This is a genomic window from Streptomyces sp. NPDC002868, assembly GCF_055563295.1.
The window spans coordinates 1-20,684 of the sequence record NZ_JBVHDR010000032.1; the positions used below are offsets into that span (position 1 = coordinate 1).

General features: G+C 70.7%; 5 protein-coding genes. All 5 read left to right on the forward strand.

Going from position 1 to position 20,684, the window contains the following annotated elements:
- On the forward strand, positions 1 to 10,345 hold a 10,345-nt coding region (locus tag ACZ3H8_RS37980; RefSeq protein WP_467409577.1), incomplete at its 5' end, for a non-ribosomal peptide synthetase.
- Complete coding sequence (locus tag ACZ3H8_RS37985) at positions 10,342 to 18,582, forward strand: amino acid adenylation domain-containing protein (protein ID WP_467409579.1); 8,241 nt, start codon at positions 10,342 to 10,344, stop codon at positions 18,580 to 18,582. The genes ACZ3H8_RS37980 and ACZ3H8_RS37985, both read left to right, overlap by 4 nt.
- A gap of 40 nt (positions 18,583 to 18,622) precedes the next feature.
- On the forward strand, positions 18,623 to 18,844 hold the full coding sequence (locus tag ACZ3H8_RS37990) for an MbtH family protein (protein ID WP_467409580.1): 222 nt from the start codon (positions 18,623 to 18,625) through the stop codon (positions 18,842 to 18,844).
- A 140-nt stretch (positions 18,845 to 18,984) separates the two neighbouring features.
- On the forward strand, positions 18,985 to 19,689 hold the full coding sequence (locus ACZ3H8_RS37995; RefSeq protein ID WP_467409582.1) for a phosphatase PAP2 family protein: 705 nt from the start codon (positions 18,985 to 18,987) through the stop codon (positions 19,687 to 19,689).
- 18 nt (positions 19,690 to 19,707) lie between these two features.
- On the forward strand, positions 19,708 to 20,655 hold the full coding sequence (locus ACZ3H8_RS38000) for a TauD/TfdA family dioxygenase (RefSeq protein ID WP_467409583.1): 948 nt from the start codon (positions 19,708 to 19,710) through the stop codon (positions 20,653 to 20,655).
- Positions 20,656 to 20,684: the final 29 nt, after the last annotated feature.

Consider the following 20,684-nt stretch of genomic DNA (forward strand, 5'->3'; position numbering starts at 1 on the left):
CGACAGCCCCATCAGCAAACAGCTCGACCACTGGAAGCGACACCTCGCCGAACTCCCCCAGGAACTCACACTGCCCACCGACCGGCCCCGGCCGGCGGTCTCCTCGCACCGCGGCGGCCGGGTTCCCTTCGAGATCCCGGCGGACGTGTACCAGCGGGTGGTGGAGGTGGCCCGCTCGGCTCAGGCGAGCCCCTTCATGGTGGTGCAGGCCGCCCTGGCGACCCTGTTGTCCCGGCTCGGCGCGGGCACCGACATCCCACTCGGCACGCCCATCGCCGGCCGCACCGACGACGCCCTGGACGACCTCGTCGGATTCTTCATCAACACCCTGGTCCTGCGGACCGACCTCTCCGGCAATCCCACGTTCAGCCAACTGATCGCGCGTGTCCGGGAAACCGACCTCGCCGCATACGCGCACCAGGACGTGCCCTTCGAGCGCCTGGTCGAAGTCCTCAACCCCGAACGCTCCATGACCCGCCACCCGCTCTTCCAGACCATGCTCACCTGGAACGCCGCCGACCAGCACCAGACCTTCGACGCGTCGGCGCACCTCGACGGCCTGACGGTCACGCCCCTCCCGGTCCAGACGGGCATCGCCAAGTTCGACCTGCTGTTCGGCTTCGTCGAGCAGCCCGCCGCCGATGGTGGGACCGGCGCGCTCCACGGTGTGCTGGAGTACAGCGCCGACCTGTACGACCGGGGTAGCGCGGCCACGCTCACGGAGCGGTTCGTACGGGTTCTGCCGGAGCTGCTCGCCGACCCCGCGCAGCCCGTCGGGCGGGTCGAGCTGCTGACGGCACAGGAGCGCCGGCAGCTGCTCACCGACTGGAACGACACCGAGCAGCCGGTGGCCGACGCCTCGCTGCCGAAGCTCTTCGAGGCCCAGGCAGCGCGTACGCCCGATGCCTTCGCCGCCATCGACGGCGACCGGACGCTGACCTACGCCGAACTCAACGCACGGGCCAACCGGCTCGCCCGGGTACTGACCCGACATGGGGCCGGCACCGAACGGTTCGTCGCCGTGCGGCTGCCCCGCTCGACGGAGCTCCTCGTGGCGCTGCTCGCGGTGCTCAAGACGGGTGCGGCCTATCTGCCCGTGGACCCGGCGTATCCGGCGGGGCGTATCGCCCGCATCATCGAGGACGCGGCACCCGCCGTGGTGGTCGACGAAGGCTGGCTCGCCACGGCCCCCGCGGACGCCTCCGCGGACGCGCTCGGTGACGGAAATCTGGTGGACGCGGAGCGGCTCGCCCCCCTCGCCCCCGAGCACCCGGCCTACGTCATCTACACCTCCGGTTCCACCGGCCGCCCCAAGGGCGTGGTCATGCCGGCCGGAGCGGTCACCAACCTGATCGCCTGGCACCAGCGCGCCGTCCCGGGCGCCAAGGGCGGCGTCACCGCGCAGTTCACCGCCGTCGGCTTCGACGTGTCGGTGCAGGAGATCCTGTCGGCCCTGCTGTCGGGCCATGCCCTCGTCTCCTGCCCGGAGGACGTGCGCCGCAGCCCCGAGCAGCTGGCCCGGTGGCTGGAGCGGCACGGGGTGCGCGAGCTGTACGCCCCCAACCTGGTCGTGGACGCGCTCGCCGAGGCGGCCCGCGAGCAGGGTCTGCCGCTGCCCCGCCTGGAGCACGTGGCGCAGGCCGGAGAGGCCCTCACGCTGGGCGAGTCCGTCCGAGCGCTCTTCGCCGAAGGCTCGGGCCGGCGGCTGCACAATCACTACGGGCCCACGGAGACGCATGTCGTGACGGCGCACACGCTGCCGCGGGACGTCGCGTCCTGGCCGGAGCGCGCCCCGATCGGCAGGCCTATCTCCAATGTGCGCGCCTACGTGCTGGATTCCGCGCTGCGCCCGGTGCCTGCTGGGGTGGCGGGCGAGCTGTACATTGCGGGCGCCGGACTGGCCCGCGGGTATCTGAACCGGTCCGCGATGACCGCGGAGCGTTTCGTCGCCTGCCCGTTCGGTGAGCCGGGCAGGCGCATGTACCGCACGGGCGACCGGGTTCGCTGGACCGTGGACGGGCAGCTGGAGTACCTGGGCCGCGGGGACGACCAGGTCAAGCTGCGCGGCTTCCGCATCGAGCCCGGAGAGATCGAGGCCGTACTGGCGGCCCACGCCTCGGTGGCGCGCTGCGCGGTCGTGGTGCGTGAGGACCGGCCGGGCGACAAGCGGCTGGTGGCGTACGTGGTTCCGGCGGGAGCCTTCGACGCGGGCGCCCTGCGTGCGCATCTGGCGGCCGCACTGCCGGACTACATGGTTCCGGCCGCCTTCGTCTCGCTCGATGCGCTGCCACTGACGGCCAACGGCAAGCTCGACCGGCGCACGCTGCCCGCTCCCGCCCACACCTCGGCGGGGCGCGGCCCCCGTTCGCCGCGCGAGGAGATCCTGTGCGGGCTCTTCGCCGACGTGCTGGGCGTGGACCGGATCGGTATCGACGACAACTTCTTCGAGCTGGGCGGCCATTCGCTGCTCGCGACGCGGCTCGTCAACCGGGTGCGCTCGGTGCTGGGCACCGAGCTGCCGGTGCGGGCGCTCTTCGAGGCGCCCACGGTGGAGGGCCTCGGTGCGGCACTGGACGCCGCCGGGCCGGGTGTCCGCGCCCGGCTCACCGGCACGGGCCGGCGCACGGAGCGCGTGCCGCTTTCGTTCGCCCAGCGGCGGCTCTGGTTCCTCGACCGGTTCGAGGGCCCGAGCCCCACCTACAACATCCCCACAGCGCTGCGGCTCACCGGGAGCCTCGACCAGGCGGCCCTGCAGGCCGCCCTCGGTGATGTCGTGGCACGCCACGAGTCGCTTCGCACCGTCTTCGGCGAGGACGCGGAGGGCCCCTTCCAGCGGGTGCTCCGGGCGGCCCAGGCGCGGCCCGCGCTGGACGTCGTACGCGCTGATGGCGACCGGCTCGCGGACGAGCTGCGTGCCGCTGCCAGGCACACCTTCAGCCTGGAGGCCGATCTCCCCTTCCGGGCCCGGCTCTTCGAGCTCGCGGAGGACGACCACGTACTCCTGCTGCTGGTGCACCACATCGCCGGTGACGGCTGGTCCATGGGCCCGCTGTCGCGTGATCTGACCGCTGCCTATGCGGCCCGGTCCGCGGGCACGGCCCCGGGCTGGAGCGATCTGCCGGTCCAGTACCCCGACTTCACGCTGTGGCAGCGCGAGGTGCTGGGCTCCGAGGAGGACCCGGACAGCGCCATCTCCCGGCAACTCGCCTTCTGGCAGGAGGCACTGGCCGGCCTGCCCGAGGAACTGGACCTGCCCCGGGACCGGGTACGGCCTGCCGCGTCCTCGTACCGGGGGGACTCGGTGGAGTTCGAGGTGCCGGCCGCGCTCCACCAGCGGCTGGCCGAGGTGGCCCGTGACTGCCAGGCAAGTCCCTTCATGGTGGTGCAGGCGGCCCTGGCGACGCTGCTGTCCCGGATCGGGGCGGGTACGGACGTACCCATCGGCACCCCGATCGCCGGCCGCACGGACGACGCCGTCGAGGACCTCGTCGGGTTCTTCGTCAACACGCTGGTGCTGCGCACCGACCTGTCCGGCGATCCGACCTTCCGCGAACTCGTCGCCCGGGTACGGGAGTTCGACCTGGCCGCATACGCGCACCAGGACGTGCCCTTCGAGCGCCTGGTCGAGATCCTCAACCCGGCCCGCTCAACCGCCCGCCACCCCCTCTTCCAGACCATGCTCACCTGGAACGACGGCGCCCTCCAGGGCCGTTCCGAGACCTCCCCCGAGCCGGTGCCGGGGCTCACGGTCACTGGCCATCCGGCGGGGACCGGTGTCGCCAAGTTCGACCTGTCCTTCGCGCTGGAGGAGCGGGACAACGGCGGCGCCCGAGGTCTTCACGGCGCCCTCGGCTTCAGCACGGACCTCTACGACCGCGCGTCGGCCCGGCTGATCGCCGAGCGCTTCGTCCGTGTCCTGGAGGCGGTGCTCGCCGACCCGGACACCCCGATGCGGCAGGTGGACGTGCTGTCCGCCGACGAGCACGACGTACTGCTCGAGCAGGGGGAAGGCACCACTTGGCCGCTGCCGGACACCACCCTTCCGGAACTGTTCGAACGGCGTGCCGCCGAGCACCCCGACGCGCCCGCGGTGGTGTGCGGGACCGATTCACTCTCGTACCGGGAGCTGAGTGTGCGCTCCGGGCGGCTGGCGCGGCTGCTGGTGGAGCAGGGCGCGGGTGCCGGGCAGCGGGTGGCAGTCTCGCTGCCCCGGTCGGTGGAGCTTGTCGTGGCCCTCCTGGCCGTCCTCAAGTCGGGCGCCGCGTATGTGCCACTCGACCCTGGTTTCCCGGCGGACCGTACCGCGTACATGATCGAGGACGCCGGACCGGTGCTGGTGATCGACGAGGCCTGGCTCGCCGGAGCCGGCTCCGTGGAGCCCGGCGAGACCGCGCTCCCGGCGGTCCTGCCCGCCTCCCCCGCGTACGTGATCTACACCTCCGGTTCGACCGGGCGGCCCAAGGGCGTGGTCGTCGGCCACACGGCGCTGGTGAACCTCCTCGACTCGTTCGGGGAGAGCATCGCGCTGCGCCCGGGTGACCGCCTGCTGGCGGTGACCACGGTCGGCTTCGACATCGCGGCCCTGGAGCTGTACGTACCCCTGCTGGCCGGGGCGAGCGTGGTGCTGGCCGGCCAGGACACGGTGCGGGACCCGCGGGCGCTGGCGGAATTGGTTCGCGGCGCCAGGGTGTCGGTGATGCAGGCGACGCCCAGCCTCTGGCACGCCGTCCTCGACGAGGACCCCGCCGCGGCGGCCGGGCTGGACGTCCTGGTCGGCGGCGAGGCGCTGCCGGCGGAGCTCGCGCAGCGGCTGGTGACGGCGGCGCGATCGGTGACGAACGTGTACGGGCCGACGGAGACCACGGTCTGGTCGACGGCCGGCGCCGTGGACGCGGACAGCGCCCGGCGCGGCTCGATCGGCCGGCCAATCGGGAACACGCGTCTCCACGTCCTCGACGCGTATCTGCGGCCGGTGCCGACCGGAGTGACCGGCGAGCTGTACATCGCGGGCGACGGGCTGGCCCACGGCTACCTGGACCGGCCCGGCCTGACCGCCGAGCGGTTCGTCGCGTCCCCGGCCGGGCCGGCGGGCGGCCGCATGTACCGGACCGGTGACCTCGTGCGCTGGTCGGCGCAGGGCGACCTGGAATACCTGGGCAGGGCCGACCACCAGGTGAAGGTGCGGGGCTTCCGCATCGAACCGGGCGAGATCGAGGCCGTCCTCGCGGCCCACCCGTCGGTGGCCCGCTGCGTGGTCGTCGTTCGCGAGGACCGGCCGGGCGACAAGCGGCTGATCGCCTACGTCGTCGGTCTGGCCGACGCCGGCGAGCTGCGCGAGCATGTGGCCCGCACCCTGCCGGAGTACATGGTGCCGTCGGCGTTCGTGACGCTGGACGCGCTGCCGCTGACACCGAACGGCAAGCTGGACCGCAAGGCCCTGCCCGCGCCCGACATCGCCCCCGTCCCGGCGGGCAGGGGTGCACGCTCGCCGCGCGAGGAGATCCTGTGCGGGCTGTTCGCCGAGGTGCTCGGCGTCCCCGACGTGAGGATCGACGACGACTTCTTCGACCGGGGCGGCCACTCGCTCCTCGCCACCCGGCTCGCGGCGCGGATCCGCTCGACCCTCGAACTCGAGCTGTCGGTGAAGCAGCTGTTCGAGAACTCCACGGTGGCCCGGCTCGCCGCGGCCCTCGACACGTCGGCCGGCCGCACCCGCAGGGCCTTGACCCCGTCGGAGCGCCCCGAGCGGGTCCCGCTGTCGTACGCCCAGCAGCGCCTGTGGTTCCTGGACCGGCTGGAGGGACCCGGCGCCACGTACAACATGCCGCTGGCCCTCCATCTCACAGGCACCTTGGACCGGACAGCCCTGTCGGCCGCCCTGCACGACGTCGTCACCCGGCACGAGGCGCTGCGCACGGTCTTCACGGAAGACGCACAGGGCGCCCACCAGGTCGTCCTGCCTCCCGAGGCGGCCCGTCCGGAACTGCGGATCGTGCGCACCGACGCGGCGGACCTGGACCAGGAGCTGGCCGCGGAGGCGCGCTACGCCTTCGATCTGGCCGCCGAACTCCCCTTCAGGGCGAGCCTGTTCGAGCTCGGTGATGAGGAGCGCGTCCTGCTGGTCCTGGTTCACCACATCGTCGGCGACGGCTGGTCCATGGGCCCGCTGGCCCGCGACCTCACCGCGGCGTACATGGCCCGGTGTATCGAGCGGGCGCCTGCGTGGACCGGACTCCCGGTGCAGTACGCGGACTACACGCTGTGGCAGCGGGAGGTGCTGGGCTCCGAGGAGGACCCCGACAGCGCCATCTCACGGCAACTCGCCTTCTGGCAGAAGGCGTTGGCCGAGCTGCCCGAGGAACTGAACCTGCCCACCGACCGGCCGCGCCCGGCCGTCGCATCCCGGGAAGGAGACCGTATCGCCTTCGCGATCCCCGCCACGCTGCACGAGCGTGTGGTGGCACTCGCACGGGAGAGCGGGGCGAGCGTGTTCATGGTGGTGCAGGCGGCCCTGGCGACGCTGCTGTCCCGGATCGGGGCGGGTACGGACGTACCCATCGGCACCCCGATCGCCGGCCGCACGGACGACGCCGTCGAGGACCTCGTCGGGTTCTTCGTCAACACGCTGGTGCTGCGCACCGACCTGTCCGGCGATCCGACCTTCCGCGAACTCGTCGCCCGGGTACGGGAGTTCGACCTGGCCGCATACGCGCACCAGGACGTGCCCTTCGAGCGCCTGGTCGAGATCCTCAACCCGGCCCGCTCAACCGCCCGCCACCCCCTCTTCCAGACCATGCTCACCTGGAACAACGTCGATCACCAGGAGGCGGTGGCCGCCGTCGAGGGCCTGCCCGGGCTCACCGGCCGACAGCATCCGCTGCCCACGGGCGCGGCCAAGTTCGACCTGCTCTTCCGCATGGTGGAGCAGTACAGCGAGACCGCACAGCCCGACGGCATTGCGGGCGTGGTGGAGTTCAGCACCGATCTGTTCGACCGGGAGTTCGCGGAGGGGGTCGCGGGTCGGCTGGTGCGGGTGCTGGAGGCGGTGGCCGCCGATCCGGAGCGCCGGGTCGGTGCGCTGGATGTCCTCTCGGACGCCGAGCGGGAGCTGGTCCTGGGCGAGTGGATCGACACCACCCGCGAGGTGACCGTCGAAACCCTGCCGCAGCTCTTCGAAGCACAGGCCGAGCAGACCCCGGACGCCACCGCCCTCCTCTTCGAAGGCACAGAACACACCTACGCACAGGTCAACACGCGGGCCAACCGGCTGGCGCGGCTGCTCACCGCACAAGGCGCCGGCCCGGAGAAGCGGATCGCGGTCCTCCTGCCCCGCTCGGCCGAACTGGTCTGCGTCCTGCTCGCCGTACTCAAGTCCGGCGCCGCATATGTGCCGGTGGACCCCGCCTACCCGGCCGACCGCATTGCCTACCTCCTCCAAGACGCCGCACCCGCACTCGTCATCGACGAGACATGGCTCACCGAACACGCCACCCACGCCCAGAGCCCCGACACCGGCAACCTGCCCGCGGTCGCTCCGGCCTGGCCCGCCTACGTGATCTACACATCCGGCTCGACCGGCCGCCCCAAAGGCGTCGTCGTGGAACACCGCTCACTGGGCGCCTACCTCGCCCGAGCCATCCACACCTACCCCGACGCCCAAGGCACCGCCCTCCTCCACTCCTCCGTCTCCTTCGACATGACCGTCACCGCCCTGTGGACCCCCCTGGTCACCGGCGGCACCCTCCACATCGCCGACCTCGACGAAAACCTCACCACCACAGCAACCCTCCTCAAACTCACCCCCTCCCACCTCCCCCTCCTCGAAACCATCCCCCACGCCCTCACCCACACCGGCACCCTCCTCATCGCCGGCGAACCCCTCCGCGCCGACGTCCTCAACCGCTGGCGCACCCACCACCCCAACGTCCACATCATCAACGCCTACGGACCCACCGAAACCACCGTCACCGCCACCGAACACCACCTCAAACCCGGCACCCCCACACCAACCGGCACCCTCCCCAAGGGCCGCCCCTACTGGAACACCCACACCTACATCCTCGACACCAACCTCCAACCCGTCCCCCCCGGCACCACCGGCGAGCTCTACATCACCGGCCCCGGCCTCGCCCGCGGCTACCTCAACCACACCACCCTCACCGCCGAACGCTTCACCGCAAACCCATACGGCCCCCCCGGATCCCGCATGTACCGCACCGGCGACCTCGCCCGCTGGAACAACCACGGCCAACTCGAACACCAAGGCCGCACCGACCACCAGATCAAACTCCGCGGCCACCGCATCGAACCCGGCGAAATCGAAACCACCATCACCACCCACCCAGCCGTAGAACACACCACCGTCATCGTCCGCGAAGACCGCCCCGGCGACCAACGACTCACCGCCTACATCGTCGGTACAGCCGACACCCGCGACCTACGCCGCCACATCGCAGACACCCTGCCCGAACACATGATCCCCTCAGCCATCGTCACCCTCGACGCCCTCCCCCTCACCCCCAACGGCAAACTCAACCGCTCCGCCCTCCCCGCCCCCGAGATCACCCCCCTGGCCGACGGCCGGGGCCCGAGCTCGCCGCGCGAGGAGATCCTGTGCGAGCTGTTCGCCGAGGTGCTCGGCGTCCCCGGGGTCGGCGTCGACGACAGCTTCTTCGACCTCGGCGGCGACAGCATCATGTCCATCCAGCTCGTCAGCGCCGCCCGCAGGGCGGGCCTGAAGATCTCCCCGCGTGACGTGTTCGAGCGCAAGACGGTCGCGGAGCTCGCTACGGTGGCCACCAGTACGGAGGGCATCGTCCAGGAGAAGCCGGGTGCGGACGTCGGCGACCTGCCGCTCACGCCAATCATGCACGAGCTCGCCGAACGCGGTGGTCCGCTGGACGAGTTCAACCAGTCCACGCTTGTCCAGTTGCCGCCGACGGTGACCCGAGACTCGCTCGTGGCCGCCCTCCAGGCCGTGCTGGACCACCACTCGGCGCTTCGCTTGCGGCTCGCGGACGGCGCCTACGGCTGGTCCCTGGAGATCGGCGATCCGGGAACCGTGGCGGCCGAGACCTGCCTGTCCCACGTGCCGGCCGAGGGGCTCGACGACGACGCCCTCGGCAGGCTCATGACCGGGCACGGCATCCAGGCCCGCAAACGGCTGGCGCCGCGCTCCGGTGTGATGGTCCAGGCCGTGTGGTTCGACCGGGGGCCGGAGCTGTCGGGCCGGCTGCTGCTCGTCCTCCACCACCTGGTGGTCGACGGCGTGTCGATGCGGATCATCGTCCCCGACCTCGCCCAGGCCTGGCGCGATGTCGTCGCGGACCGGCCCGTCGCACTCGAACCGGTCGGCACCTCGGTACGGCAGTGGGCGCAACGGCTGCAGGCGGTCGCTGCCGAGCCGGAGACCGTCGCGGAACTCGGCCGGTGGACCGAGATCCTCCGCCACACCGAGGCCCCGCTGGGCAGCCGAGAGCTCGACCCCCGGCAGGATGTGGCCGGTTCGGCGGGCCATCTGATCGTGTCACTGCCGAGCGACGTGACCGGCGCGCTCCTCACCACCGTCCCCGCCGCCTACCACGCAGAGATCAACGATGTGCTGCTGACCGGCTTCGCCCTGGGCATCGCCGCCTGGCGCGCCGACTGGTCCGCGCGCGGCACCGAACCGGGCAGCGGGGTGCTGCTGGAGCTGGAGTCGCACGGCCGCGACGAGGAAGCGGTACCCGGCGCCGACCTGTCCCGCACGATCGGGTGGTTCACCAGCAGCTATCCGGTACGGCTGGATCCCGGCACGGTCCGGGCCGACATACTGGACGACGCACTCGGCGACGGCGGCCCGGCCCTGGACACGGCCCTGAAGCAGGTCAAGGAGCAACTGCGGGCGGTGCCGGGCCGAGGGCTGGGCTTCGGCCTGCTGCGGCACCTCAACCCCAAGACGGGAGCCGTGCTCGCGCAACTGTCCCGTCCGCAGATCAAGTTCAACTATCTCGGACGATTCGCTGCGGGCGAGTCCGCGGACTGGGGGGCCGCCCCCGGTGCCGCGGGCATCGGCGGAGGCCGGGACGCGGGCATGCCGCTGCGGCATGCCGTCGAAGTCAACGCCATGACACATGACGGCGAACAGGGACCTGAGCTCATGGCTTCCTGGTCCTGGGCCGGCGGCCTTCTCGACGAGGAGACCGTACGGCAACTGGCTGATGCGTGGTTCGCCGCACTGCGCGCCCTGGTGCAGCACGTCGAGGAAACGGACGCGGGCGGCTTCACACCGTCGGACGTGCCGTGGGCGGGGCTGAGCCAGAGCGATATTGATCTACTGGAAGCTGAGTGGAGGACGTCCGAATGAAGCGATCCGGGTTGGAAGACATACTGCCGCTGTCTCCGTTGCAAGAGGGATTGCTGTTCCACAACGTCTTCGACGACAAGGCCATGGATGTCTACACCATCCAGATGAGCCTGGACCTTGAAGGCGCCCTCGATGCCAAGGCCCTGCGGACGGCCGCCCGGGCCCTGGTGGCCCGGCACCCGAACCTGCGGGCGATCTTCCGCCACGAGGGCCTGAGCCGGCCCGCCCAGGTGGTGCTGCGCGAGGTGCCGCTCGATTGGACGGAGACGGACCTGGGCGACCTGCCCAAGGCGGAGCAGGACCGAGAGGCCGCCCGTATCCTGGCGGCCGACCGGTCCTGCCGGTTCGACCTGGCCAAGCCGCCGCTGGTGCGGTTCAACCTGATCCGGTTCGCGCCGCACCGGCACCGTTTCGTGCTGACCAACCACCACATCCTGTGGGACGGCTGGTCCCGGCCGGTGCTGCTGCGCGACCTGTTCACCCTGTACCTCAACGGCGGTGACCTGTCGCTGCTGCCGAAGGTGCGCCCGTACCGTGACTACCTCGGGTGGCTGGCGGGGCGCGACCGCACCTCGGCGGAGCAGGCCTGGCAGGGGGCCCTGGCCGGGCTGGAGGGGCCCACGCTCGTGGCTCCCGACGCCGAGCGCTCGCAGGAACTTCCCGGCCAGCTGGCCTTCGGACTGTCGAAGGAACTCAGCGCCCGGCTCTCCGAGCAGGCCCGCCGCATGGGCGTGACGCTGAACTCCGTGGTCCAGGGCGCCTGGGGACTCGTCCTCTCCCGGCAGCTCAACCAGGAGGACGTGGTCTTCGGCGTCATCGTCTCCGGCCGCTCCCCCGAAGTGGCCGGGATCGAGGGGATGGTGGGCCTCTTCATCAACACGCTGCCGCTGCGCCTGCGCATCCGCCCCGCGGAGACCCTCGGCGAGATGCTCGCGCGCCTGCAGCGGGAGCAGACAGCACTGCTGGACCACCACCACCTCGGCCTGACCAGCATTCAGCAGCTGGTCGGCCAGGGCGAGCTCTTCGACACCGCGGTGGTGTACGAGAACTACCCGCTGGAAGCCGCGGCCGCGGAAGCCGACCGCGGTCCGGGACAGGCGCCGCGGCACGACGTACGTCTGGTCGGCGCCGACACCCGCGGGGGCAACCACTTCCCGATGAGCCTGATCGCGCAGCCGGGCGCGACGCTGCGGTTCCGTCTCGACTACCAGACGGATCTGTTCGACCGGGAGTTCGCGGAGGGGGTCGCGGGTCGGCTGGTGCGGGTGCTGGAGGCGGTGGCCGCCGATCCGGAGCGCCGGGTCGGTGCGCTGGATGTCCTCTCGGACGCCGAGCGGGAGCTGGTCCTGGGCGAGTGGATCGACACCACCCGCGAGGTGACCGTCGAAACCCTGCCGCAGCTCTTCGAAGCACAGGCCGAGCAGACCCCGGACGCCACCGCCCTCCTCTTCGAAGGCACAGAACACACCTACGCACAGGTCAACACGCGGGCCAACCGGCTGGCGCGGCTGCTCACCGCACAAGGCGCCGGCCCGGAGAAGCGGATCGCGGTCCTCCTGCCCCGCTCGGCCGAACTGGTCTGCGTCCTGCTCGCCGTACTCAAGTCCGGCGCCGCATATGTGCCGGTGGACCCCGCCTACCCGGCCGACCGCATTGCCTACCTCCTCCAAGACGCCGCACCCGCACTCGTCATCGACGAGACATGGCTCACCGAACACGCCACCCACGCCCAGAGCCCCGACACCGGCAACCTGCCCGCGGTCGCTCCGGCCTGGCCCGCCTACGTGATCTACACATCCGGCTCGACCGGCCGCCCCAAAGGCGTCGTCGTGGAACACCGCTCACTGGGCGCCTACCTCGCCCGAGCCATCCACACCTACCCCGACGCCCAAGGCACCGCCCTCCTCCACTCCTCCGTCTCCTTCGACATGACCGTCACCGCCCTGTGGACCCCCCTGGTCACCGGCGGCACCCTCCACATCGCCGACCTCGACGAAAACCTCACCACCACAGCAACCCTCCTCAAACTCACCCCCTCCCACCTCCCCCTCCTCGAAACCATCCCCCACGCCCTCACCCACACCGGCACCCTCCTCATCGCCGGCGAACCCCTCCGCGCCGACGTCCTCAACCGCTGGCGCACCCACCACCCCAACGTCCACATCATCAACGCCTACGGACCCACCGAAACCACCGTCACCGCCACCGAACACCACCTCAAACCCGGCACCCCCACACCCACCGGCACCCTCCCCATCGGCCGCCCCTACTGGAACACCCACACCTACATCCTCGACACCAACCTCCAACCCGTCCCCCCCGGCACCACCGGCGAGCTCTACATCACCGGCCCCGGCCTCGCCCGCGGCTACCTCAACCACACCACCCTCACCGCCGAACGCTTCACCGCAAACCCATACGGCCCCCCCGGATCCCGCATGTACCGCACCGGCGACCTCGCCCGCTGGAACAACCACGGCCAACTCGAACACCAAGGCCGCACCGACCACCAGATCAAACTCCGCGGCCACCGCATCGAACCCGGCGAAATCGAAACCACCATCACCACCCACCCAGCCGTAGAACACACCACCGTCATCGTCCGCGAAGACCGCCCCGGCGACCAACGACTCACCGCCTACATCGTCGGTACAGCCGACACCCGCGACCTACGCCGCCACATCGCAGACACCCTGCCCGAACACATGATCCCCTCAGCCATCGTCACCCTCGACGCCCTCCCCCTCACCCCCAACGGCAAACTCAACCGCTCCGCCCTCCCCGCGCCCCAATACACCAGGGAGCAGGTGGAGTTGGAGGGCGCCCCCGCCCCCCGCTCGTCCCAGGACCCGCGTGAGGAGATCCTGCGCGGCATCTTCGCCGGGCTGCTCGGCGTTCCCGACGTGGCCGCCGACGACCACTTCTTCGAGCTGGGCGGGCACTCACTCCTCGCCATCCGCCTCGCGAGCCGGATCCAGAGCCTGCTGCACGTGAAGCTGGCCATCCGGCAGATCTTCGAGAGTCCGACGGTGGCGGGGCTCCTGAAGGTCCTGGACAACGCGGAAAAGGAGCAGCTCGCGCTGGTTCCGGCGCAGCGCCCCGAGCGCCCGCCGCTGTCGTTCGCGCAGGCGCGGCTGTGGTTCCTCGACCGGTTCGAGGGCAGGAGCGCGACGTACAACATCCCGGTGGCGCGCCGTTTCCGCGGCCCGCTCGACCGGGCGGCACTCCAGGCCGCGCTGGACGACGTGGTCGGGCGCCACGAGAGTCTTCGCACCGTGTTCGCCGAGGACGCGGACGGTCCGTACCAGCGGGTCCTTCCCGCCGGGGAGGCGCGTCCGGAGCTGCGGGTCATTGAGACGGACGAGGACCGGCTGGACCTGGAGCTGCGGACGGCGGCCGCCCACCGCTTCGACCTGTCGGCGGAACTCCCCGTCCGGGCATGGCTGTTCGCCCTCGGACCGCAGGAGCACGTGCTGCTGATCCTGGTCCACCACATCAGCGCGGACGGCTGGTCGATGGGTCCGCTGGCCCGTGACATCGCCATCGCGTACGCCGCGCGCTCCACCGGGCAGGCACCGACGTGGGACGCACTCCCCGTCCAGTACGTGGACTACACGCTGTGGCAGCGCGAGCAGCTCGGTTCGGAGAGCGACCCCGACAGCCCGATGAGCCGACAGCTGGCGTACTGGCGCAAGGCGCTCGACGGGATACCCGACGAGCTTGCCCTGCCCACCGACCGGCCCCGGCCACAGGTCGCCTCGTACACCGGTGAGCATGTCGCCTTCGAGATCCCGTCGGAGCTGTACGAGCGGCTGTCGGCGGTGGCCCGGGAGAACCACGCCAGCGTCTTCATGGTCCTGCAGGCGGCGGTGGCCACGCTGCTGCACCGGCTGGGCGCGGGGAATGACATCCCGATCGGCACCCCCATCGCGGGCCGTACGAACGACGCACTGGAGGAGCTCGTCGGCTTCTTCGTCAACACGCTCGTGCTCCGCACCGACCTGTCCGGCAACCCCACCTTCAAGGAACTGGTCGGCAGGGTGCGGGAGAACTCCCTGGATGCCTACGCGCACCAGGACGTGCCCTTCGAGCGCCTCGTCGAGGTCATCAATCCGCAGCGGTCCATGGCCCGGCATCCGCTGTTCCAGGTGATGCTGGCCTTCAACAACAACGATCAGCAGACGGCGCGTTCGTCCGTACAGCGGCTGCCCGGGGTCACCGTCAGCGGGCAGCGGGTCGGCACGGCCATCTCCAAATTCGACCTGATGTTCGCGTTCGCCGACGCCTTCGCCGCCGACGGAACGCCGGCCGGGCTGAACGCCGTACTGGAGTACAGCGGTGACCTGTTCGACCGCCGCACCGCGGAAGTGGTCACGCAGCGCTTCCTGCAGGTGCTCCGGGCACTGGCGGACACCCCGGACACGCCGCTGGCACAGGTGGACGTCCTCGACGCGGCCGAGTCGCAGCTGATGCTGCGCGACTGGAACGACACCGCCCGGTCGGTGCCGGACAGCACCCTCGCGGACCTCTTCGGGGAGCAGGCCGCGCGGACACCGGATCTCGTGGCGGTGGAATTCGAGGACACACGGCTGACGTACCGGGAGCTGGACGAGCGGGCGAACCGGCTGGCCCGGCTGCTGCGGGACCACGGGGTCGGCCCGGAGAGCCTGGTGGCCGTGTGCCTGCCCCGTACGGGCGAGATGGTCGCCACGCTGCTGGCCGTCGTGAAGGCAGGCGGCGCGTACGTGCCCCTCGACCCGGACTACCCGCTGGACCGGCTCTCCTACATGGTCCAGGACTCGGGCGCCGCGGTGCTGATCGCGTCCGCCGCATCCGCCGCGGCGGCCCGTGCGGCGGGCGAGGCAGCGGGGCTGGAGCCCCTGGTGCTCGACGCTTCGGAGACGGCCGGGCTGATCGTCGCCCAGTCGTCCAAGGCTCTGCCGGCCGTGGCACCCGGGCACCGCGCATACGTCATCTACACCTCGGGTTCGACCGGCCGCCCCAAGGGTGTCATGGTGACCCACCGCAACGTGGTCAACCTGGTGCGGGCTATGCAGCGTCGGCTGCGGCTGGACACCTCGGACGGGCTGGTGGCCATCACCACCATCGGCTTCGACATCTCCAACCTCGAGTTGTACGTGCCGCTGCTGACCGGCGCACGCTTGGTACTGGCGGGTCAGGAGACCGTCAAGGACCCGGCCGCCCTCGCCCGGCTCATCACAGACTCCGAGGCCACCGTCATGCAGGCGACCCCGACGACGTGGCAGATGCTGGCCGCGGGGCACCCGGATGTGATCGGGCCGCTGCGGAAGCTGGTGGGCGGCGAGGCGCTGCCCGGCACGCTGGCCCGGCGGCTGACGGCACTGGGCGGCGAGTTGACCAACATGTACGGCCCCACCGAGACCACCATCTGGTCCACGGCTGCGCCACTGGACGCGGAGAACAGCGTGGCGCCCCCGATCGGCGTGCCGCTCGACAACACCCGGGTGTACGTACTGGACGCCGCGCTGAAGCCGGTGCCCAGCGGGGTGGCCGGTGAGCTCTACATCGCGGGCGAGGGTGTGGCCCGGGGCTACCACCGGCGCCCGGGGCTGACGTCGGAGCGGTTCGTGGCCGACCCGTTCGGCACGCCCGGGACACGCATGTACCGCACCGGCGACCTCGCGCGGTGGCGGGCGTCCGGCGAGCTGGAGTTCGTCGGCCGGGTGGACCACCAGGTGAAGATGCGCGGCTACCGCATCGAGCTCGGTGAGGTGGAGGCGGCTCTGTCGTCCCACGAGGCCGTGGAGCAGGCCGTCGTCCTGCTGCGTGAGGACCAGCCCGGCGACAGCCGACTGGTCGGCTACGTGGTGCCGCGGGGCAGGGGCGGGGAGCGGGACGGCTCCCAGGAGGAGGAGCAGGTCGCGGCCTGGGAGGCCGCCTACGACTCCTTCTACCGGGACTCGTCGTCCGACGCGTTCGGCGAGGACTTCGGTATCTGGAAGAGCAGTTACACCGGCGCGCCGATCCCGCTGGAGGAGATGGAGGAGTGGCGGTCGGCGGCGGTCGAGGACATCCTGGCGCTGCGTCCGCGGCGTGTCCTGGAGATCGGTGTGGGCACGGGTCTGATCCTGGCGAAGGTTGCCCCGCACTGCGAGGCGTACTGGGGTACGGATGTCTCGTCGGCGGTGATCGGGAAGCTGCGCTCCCAGGTGGACCGGATTCCGGGGCTGGCGGACCGGGTGCAGCTGCGCACCCAGCCGGCGCACGACATCGGGGGGCTGCCCGCCGGTTCCTTCGACACCATCGTGCTCAACTCGGTCATCCAGTACTTCCCGAGCGCGGGGTACCTGACCGATGTGCTGCGCAAGGCGGTGGGCCTGCTCGCTCCGGGCGGCCGCATCTACATCGGTGACGTACGCAACGTTGAACTGCTCCGCGTGTTCCGGGCTTCGGTGGAACTGGCCCGATCCGGCGAGGGGACCGATCCGGCGGAGCTCGACCGGGCCATCGACAGGAGCGTCGCGCAGGAGAAGGAACTCCTGGTGGCGCCGGCCTTCTTCGGCGCCCTGGCGGCGTCCGGCATCGCCGCGTACTGCTCGGACCTGCAGGTCAAGCGCGGCGCGTACGACAACGAGTTGGCGCGCTACCGCTACGACGTGGTGCTGCGCACGGAGCCCGGTGCCGCGCAGGCCGCGGCTGGGCCGGTCTCGCTCGCGGACGCGCCGCGCCGGGACTGGCTGCGGGAGACCGGCGGCCTCGACGGGCTGGCCGGGCACCTGCGGGGCTCCCGTCCTCGGACGCTGCGGGTCACCGGGGTACCGAACGCACGGATCGCCCCGGACCCGCAGGCCCCGGCCCCGGCGGCCTTCCACGCGCTGGGCCGGGAGCTGGGGTACCGGACGTTCGTGACGTGGGCGGGCAGCGGTGAGGCCGGTGAGCTGGACCTCGTATTCGCCGATGAGCGGCAGATCACCGCGGAGGCGCTCACCGACGTGTACGCGCCGGTGTCCCCGAGCCTGCCGCACCTGTGGGCCAACGATCCGGGCCGCTGGCGCACCGGCGCCGCGCTGGCTCCGGCGCTACGCGCTCACCTGGGCGCCTCGCTGCCCGACTACATGGTGCCGTCGGCGTTCGTAACGCTGGAGGCGCTGCCGCTGACGCCGAACGGCAAGCTGGACCGCAAGGCCCTGCCCGCGCCAGAGCGCATCGGCTCGGCGGGCCGGGGGCCGCACGGTCCGCTGGAGGAGACCCTGTACGAACTGTTCCGCGACGTACTGGGGGTCGCGCGGCTGGGCGTGGACGACGACTTCTTCGCCCTGGGCGGCCACTCGATGCTCGCGGCGAGGCTGCTGGCGCGGATCGGTGCTGCCCTGGGTGTGGAACTGTCGGTGCGCAGCCTCTTCGACGCGCCGACGGTCGCGGGGCTCGCGGCGCAGATCGAGCGGAGCGAACAGCGGGACCCGTTCGCCACCCTGCTGCCGCTGCGGGAACGGGGCGGGCGGCCGCCGCTGTTCTGTGTGCACCCGGCCGCGGGACTGGGCTGGTGCTACGCGGGGCTGCTGAGCCACCTCGATCCGGACGTCCCCGTGTACGCGCTGCAGGCGCACGGCGCGCGCGGTGGGGGCGTCGGCCTGCCGGGCTCGGTGGAGGAGATGGCGGCCGAGTACGTCCGCCACATTCGCGAGGTGCGGCCGCATGGCCCGTACCGGCTGATGGGATGGTCGTTCGGCGGGCATGTCGCCCATGCCATGGCCGCGCAGCTCCAGCAAGCCGGCGAGAAGGTGGAGTTGCTCGCGCTGCTGGACGCCTTCCCGCCCGCCCGGCGCGACCCGGCGGAGCCGGAGGAGAGCGAGGCGGAGATCGTGGGGCGGAACCTGCGGGCCATCGGCTTCACGTTCGACGCCGCCGAGCTGACCGAGGGCAGCTTCCCGATCGAGCGCTACCGTGAATTCCTGCGGCACGAGAACCGGTCACTCGCATACCTCGACGAGGAGCAGATCCTCGCGGTGAAGGAGGCGTACGTGAACAACGTGCGCCTGATGCGCAAGCACACTCCCGGCCACTTCCGGGGCGATGTCCTGCTCTTTTCCGCCCGCGCCTCCGAGGAATCCAGGATCAGGCGGGGCGCAAGCCCCTGGAAACCCTATACAGAAGGAGAGTTCGAAAACTATGATGTTGACGCGGAGCACGAGGAAATGATGTCGGACCAATCCACGGTTGCCCGCATAGCGAAGATTCTCGCCACCCATCTGTGAACGCAAGAAAGCCGAACGAATTCAGTAAGGGAGTTGAACGGTGACGAACCCGTTCGAGGACGCCGACGGCACGTACCTGGTACTGGTGAACGAAGAGGGCCAACACTCACTGTGGCCGTCCTTCGTCGAGGTACCGGCCGGCTGGGAGGTCGTGGTCCACGAGACGGACCGGCAGACCTGCATGGACTACATCGAGCAGAACTGGACCGACATGCGGCCGAAGAGCCTGGTCAGGGCGATGGACGGGGAGAGTGCGGCCTGACGGACGGCCGCGGAGCGGCTGTTTCGCCCTGACTTTCGTCAGGGCGAAACAGTCACCTTCGTCCAATATAATTCACCGAACGTTTCCCGTATTTTCATCCGTAGTAGATGAGTTGCGTCTACGGACGGATGGAGCGAAGCGTGAAGAAGTGGTTCTGGCCTGCCGTTCTCGGTTTCCTGGCGTTATTGACGACCGGTTGGCTGTTGAGCGAGCGAGTGACAACGGAATCCGGTGAAGTCACTCCCGGGGCGGACACATACCGCGATATCGCTTCGTTCGGACACGACTCTCCCTCCTGGCTGCACACGGTGGCGGAAGTGGGTACGGAAGCGGGAATCCTGGTATTTCTCGCACTGTTCGCAGCCGCTTTCTGGCGGGCCCGGCGGGGCGACAACAAGAGCATGACCCTGGCTCTTTTCGCCCCGGTCGCCATGGCTGTCACCTATCTGCTCAGCGAGCTCCTCAAGGGGTTCGTCCGGGAGGACCGGCCCTGCCGGTCCGTCCCCGGTGTGCAGATCATCGAGGAATGCCCGGAGCCCGGGGACTGGTCGTTCCCGAGCAACCACTCGGTGATTGTGGCGGCTTCGGTCGCCGTCCTGTTCCTGGTCTGGCGGACCGCTGCACTGTTGGCCCTGCCGATCGCGCTGCTGACGGCGTTCTCCCGTGTCTTTCTCGGCGTGCACTATCTGCACGACGTGGTCGCGGGCTTCCTCCTCGGCGCGGTGCTGGCCCCGGTGATTCTCACCCTCCTCGTCCGGCCCGGAGAGGGGCTGGTCGGCCGACTGAGGAAGATCGACCGGCTACGGCCGGCGCTGGTGGCCCCCACTGGGAATTCAAAGTCTTGACCATGACTGGAAGAAGAAATGAGCACAGTGATCACAGCTGACGGTTGGAAGCCGCTCGAGGTCACGCCCGACGGCGTCGAGGCCAGCGCGCGCGGACTGAAGGAGCACCTGAGCGCTCAGACGGATTTCGCCGACGTCCTGACCCGCGAGAAGGTCGTGGTATTCCGCGGCTTCCATGTCGCCGAGCAGGAACTCGACCCGGTGATGGACCTGTTGCTGCCCAACCGGCTTTCCTATCTGCACGGCACCTCGCCGCGCACCAAGGTCGGTGCGAACGTCTACACCTCCACGGAGTATCCGCCGGAGGAGACGATCTCCATGCACAACGAGCTTTCGTACAGCCACGAATGGCCCTCGCGGCTCTTCTTCTACTGCGCCACCGCCGCGGTGACCGGCGGAGCCACTCCGGTCGTGGACGGTGAGCTGTGGCTCAACTCCCTCGACGCGGAGGTCCGTGAGGCCTTCTCGGGCGGGCTGCGCTACATACAGAACCTGCACGGCGGGCTCGGACTCGGCCGGAGCTGGCAGCAGGCGTTCGAGACCGAGAACCGCGATGCGGTGGCCGCCTTCCTCGACGGCGGCGAGGCGGACTGGTCATGGCAGTCCGACGGCGGGCTGCGGATCATCAGCCAGGTCCGGCCGGCCACCATCAAGCACCCGGCCACCGGCACGGAGGTCTGGTTCAACCAGTCCGATCAGTTCCACCCGGCGGCCCTCGGCGACGAGGTGGCCGCCGAACTCGCCCAGATCCTGGCCCCCGAAGAGCTGCCGCAGTCCGTCGCCTTCGCCGACGGCAGCCCCATTCCGGCCGAGTACGTGCTGCAGGTCCGCGACCGGGCCCTGGAAGCCGCCGTCGACGTGGACTGGCGCGAGGGCGACCTGATGGTCGTGGACAACGTGGCCGTCGGCCACGGTCGCCGCCCCTACACTGGTGACCGGCGCGTCCTGGTCGCGATGTCCGGCTGACCCGGCCCGGCTGACTCGAAAGAGGAATT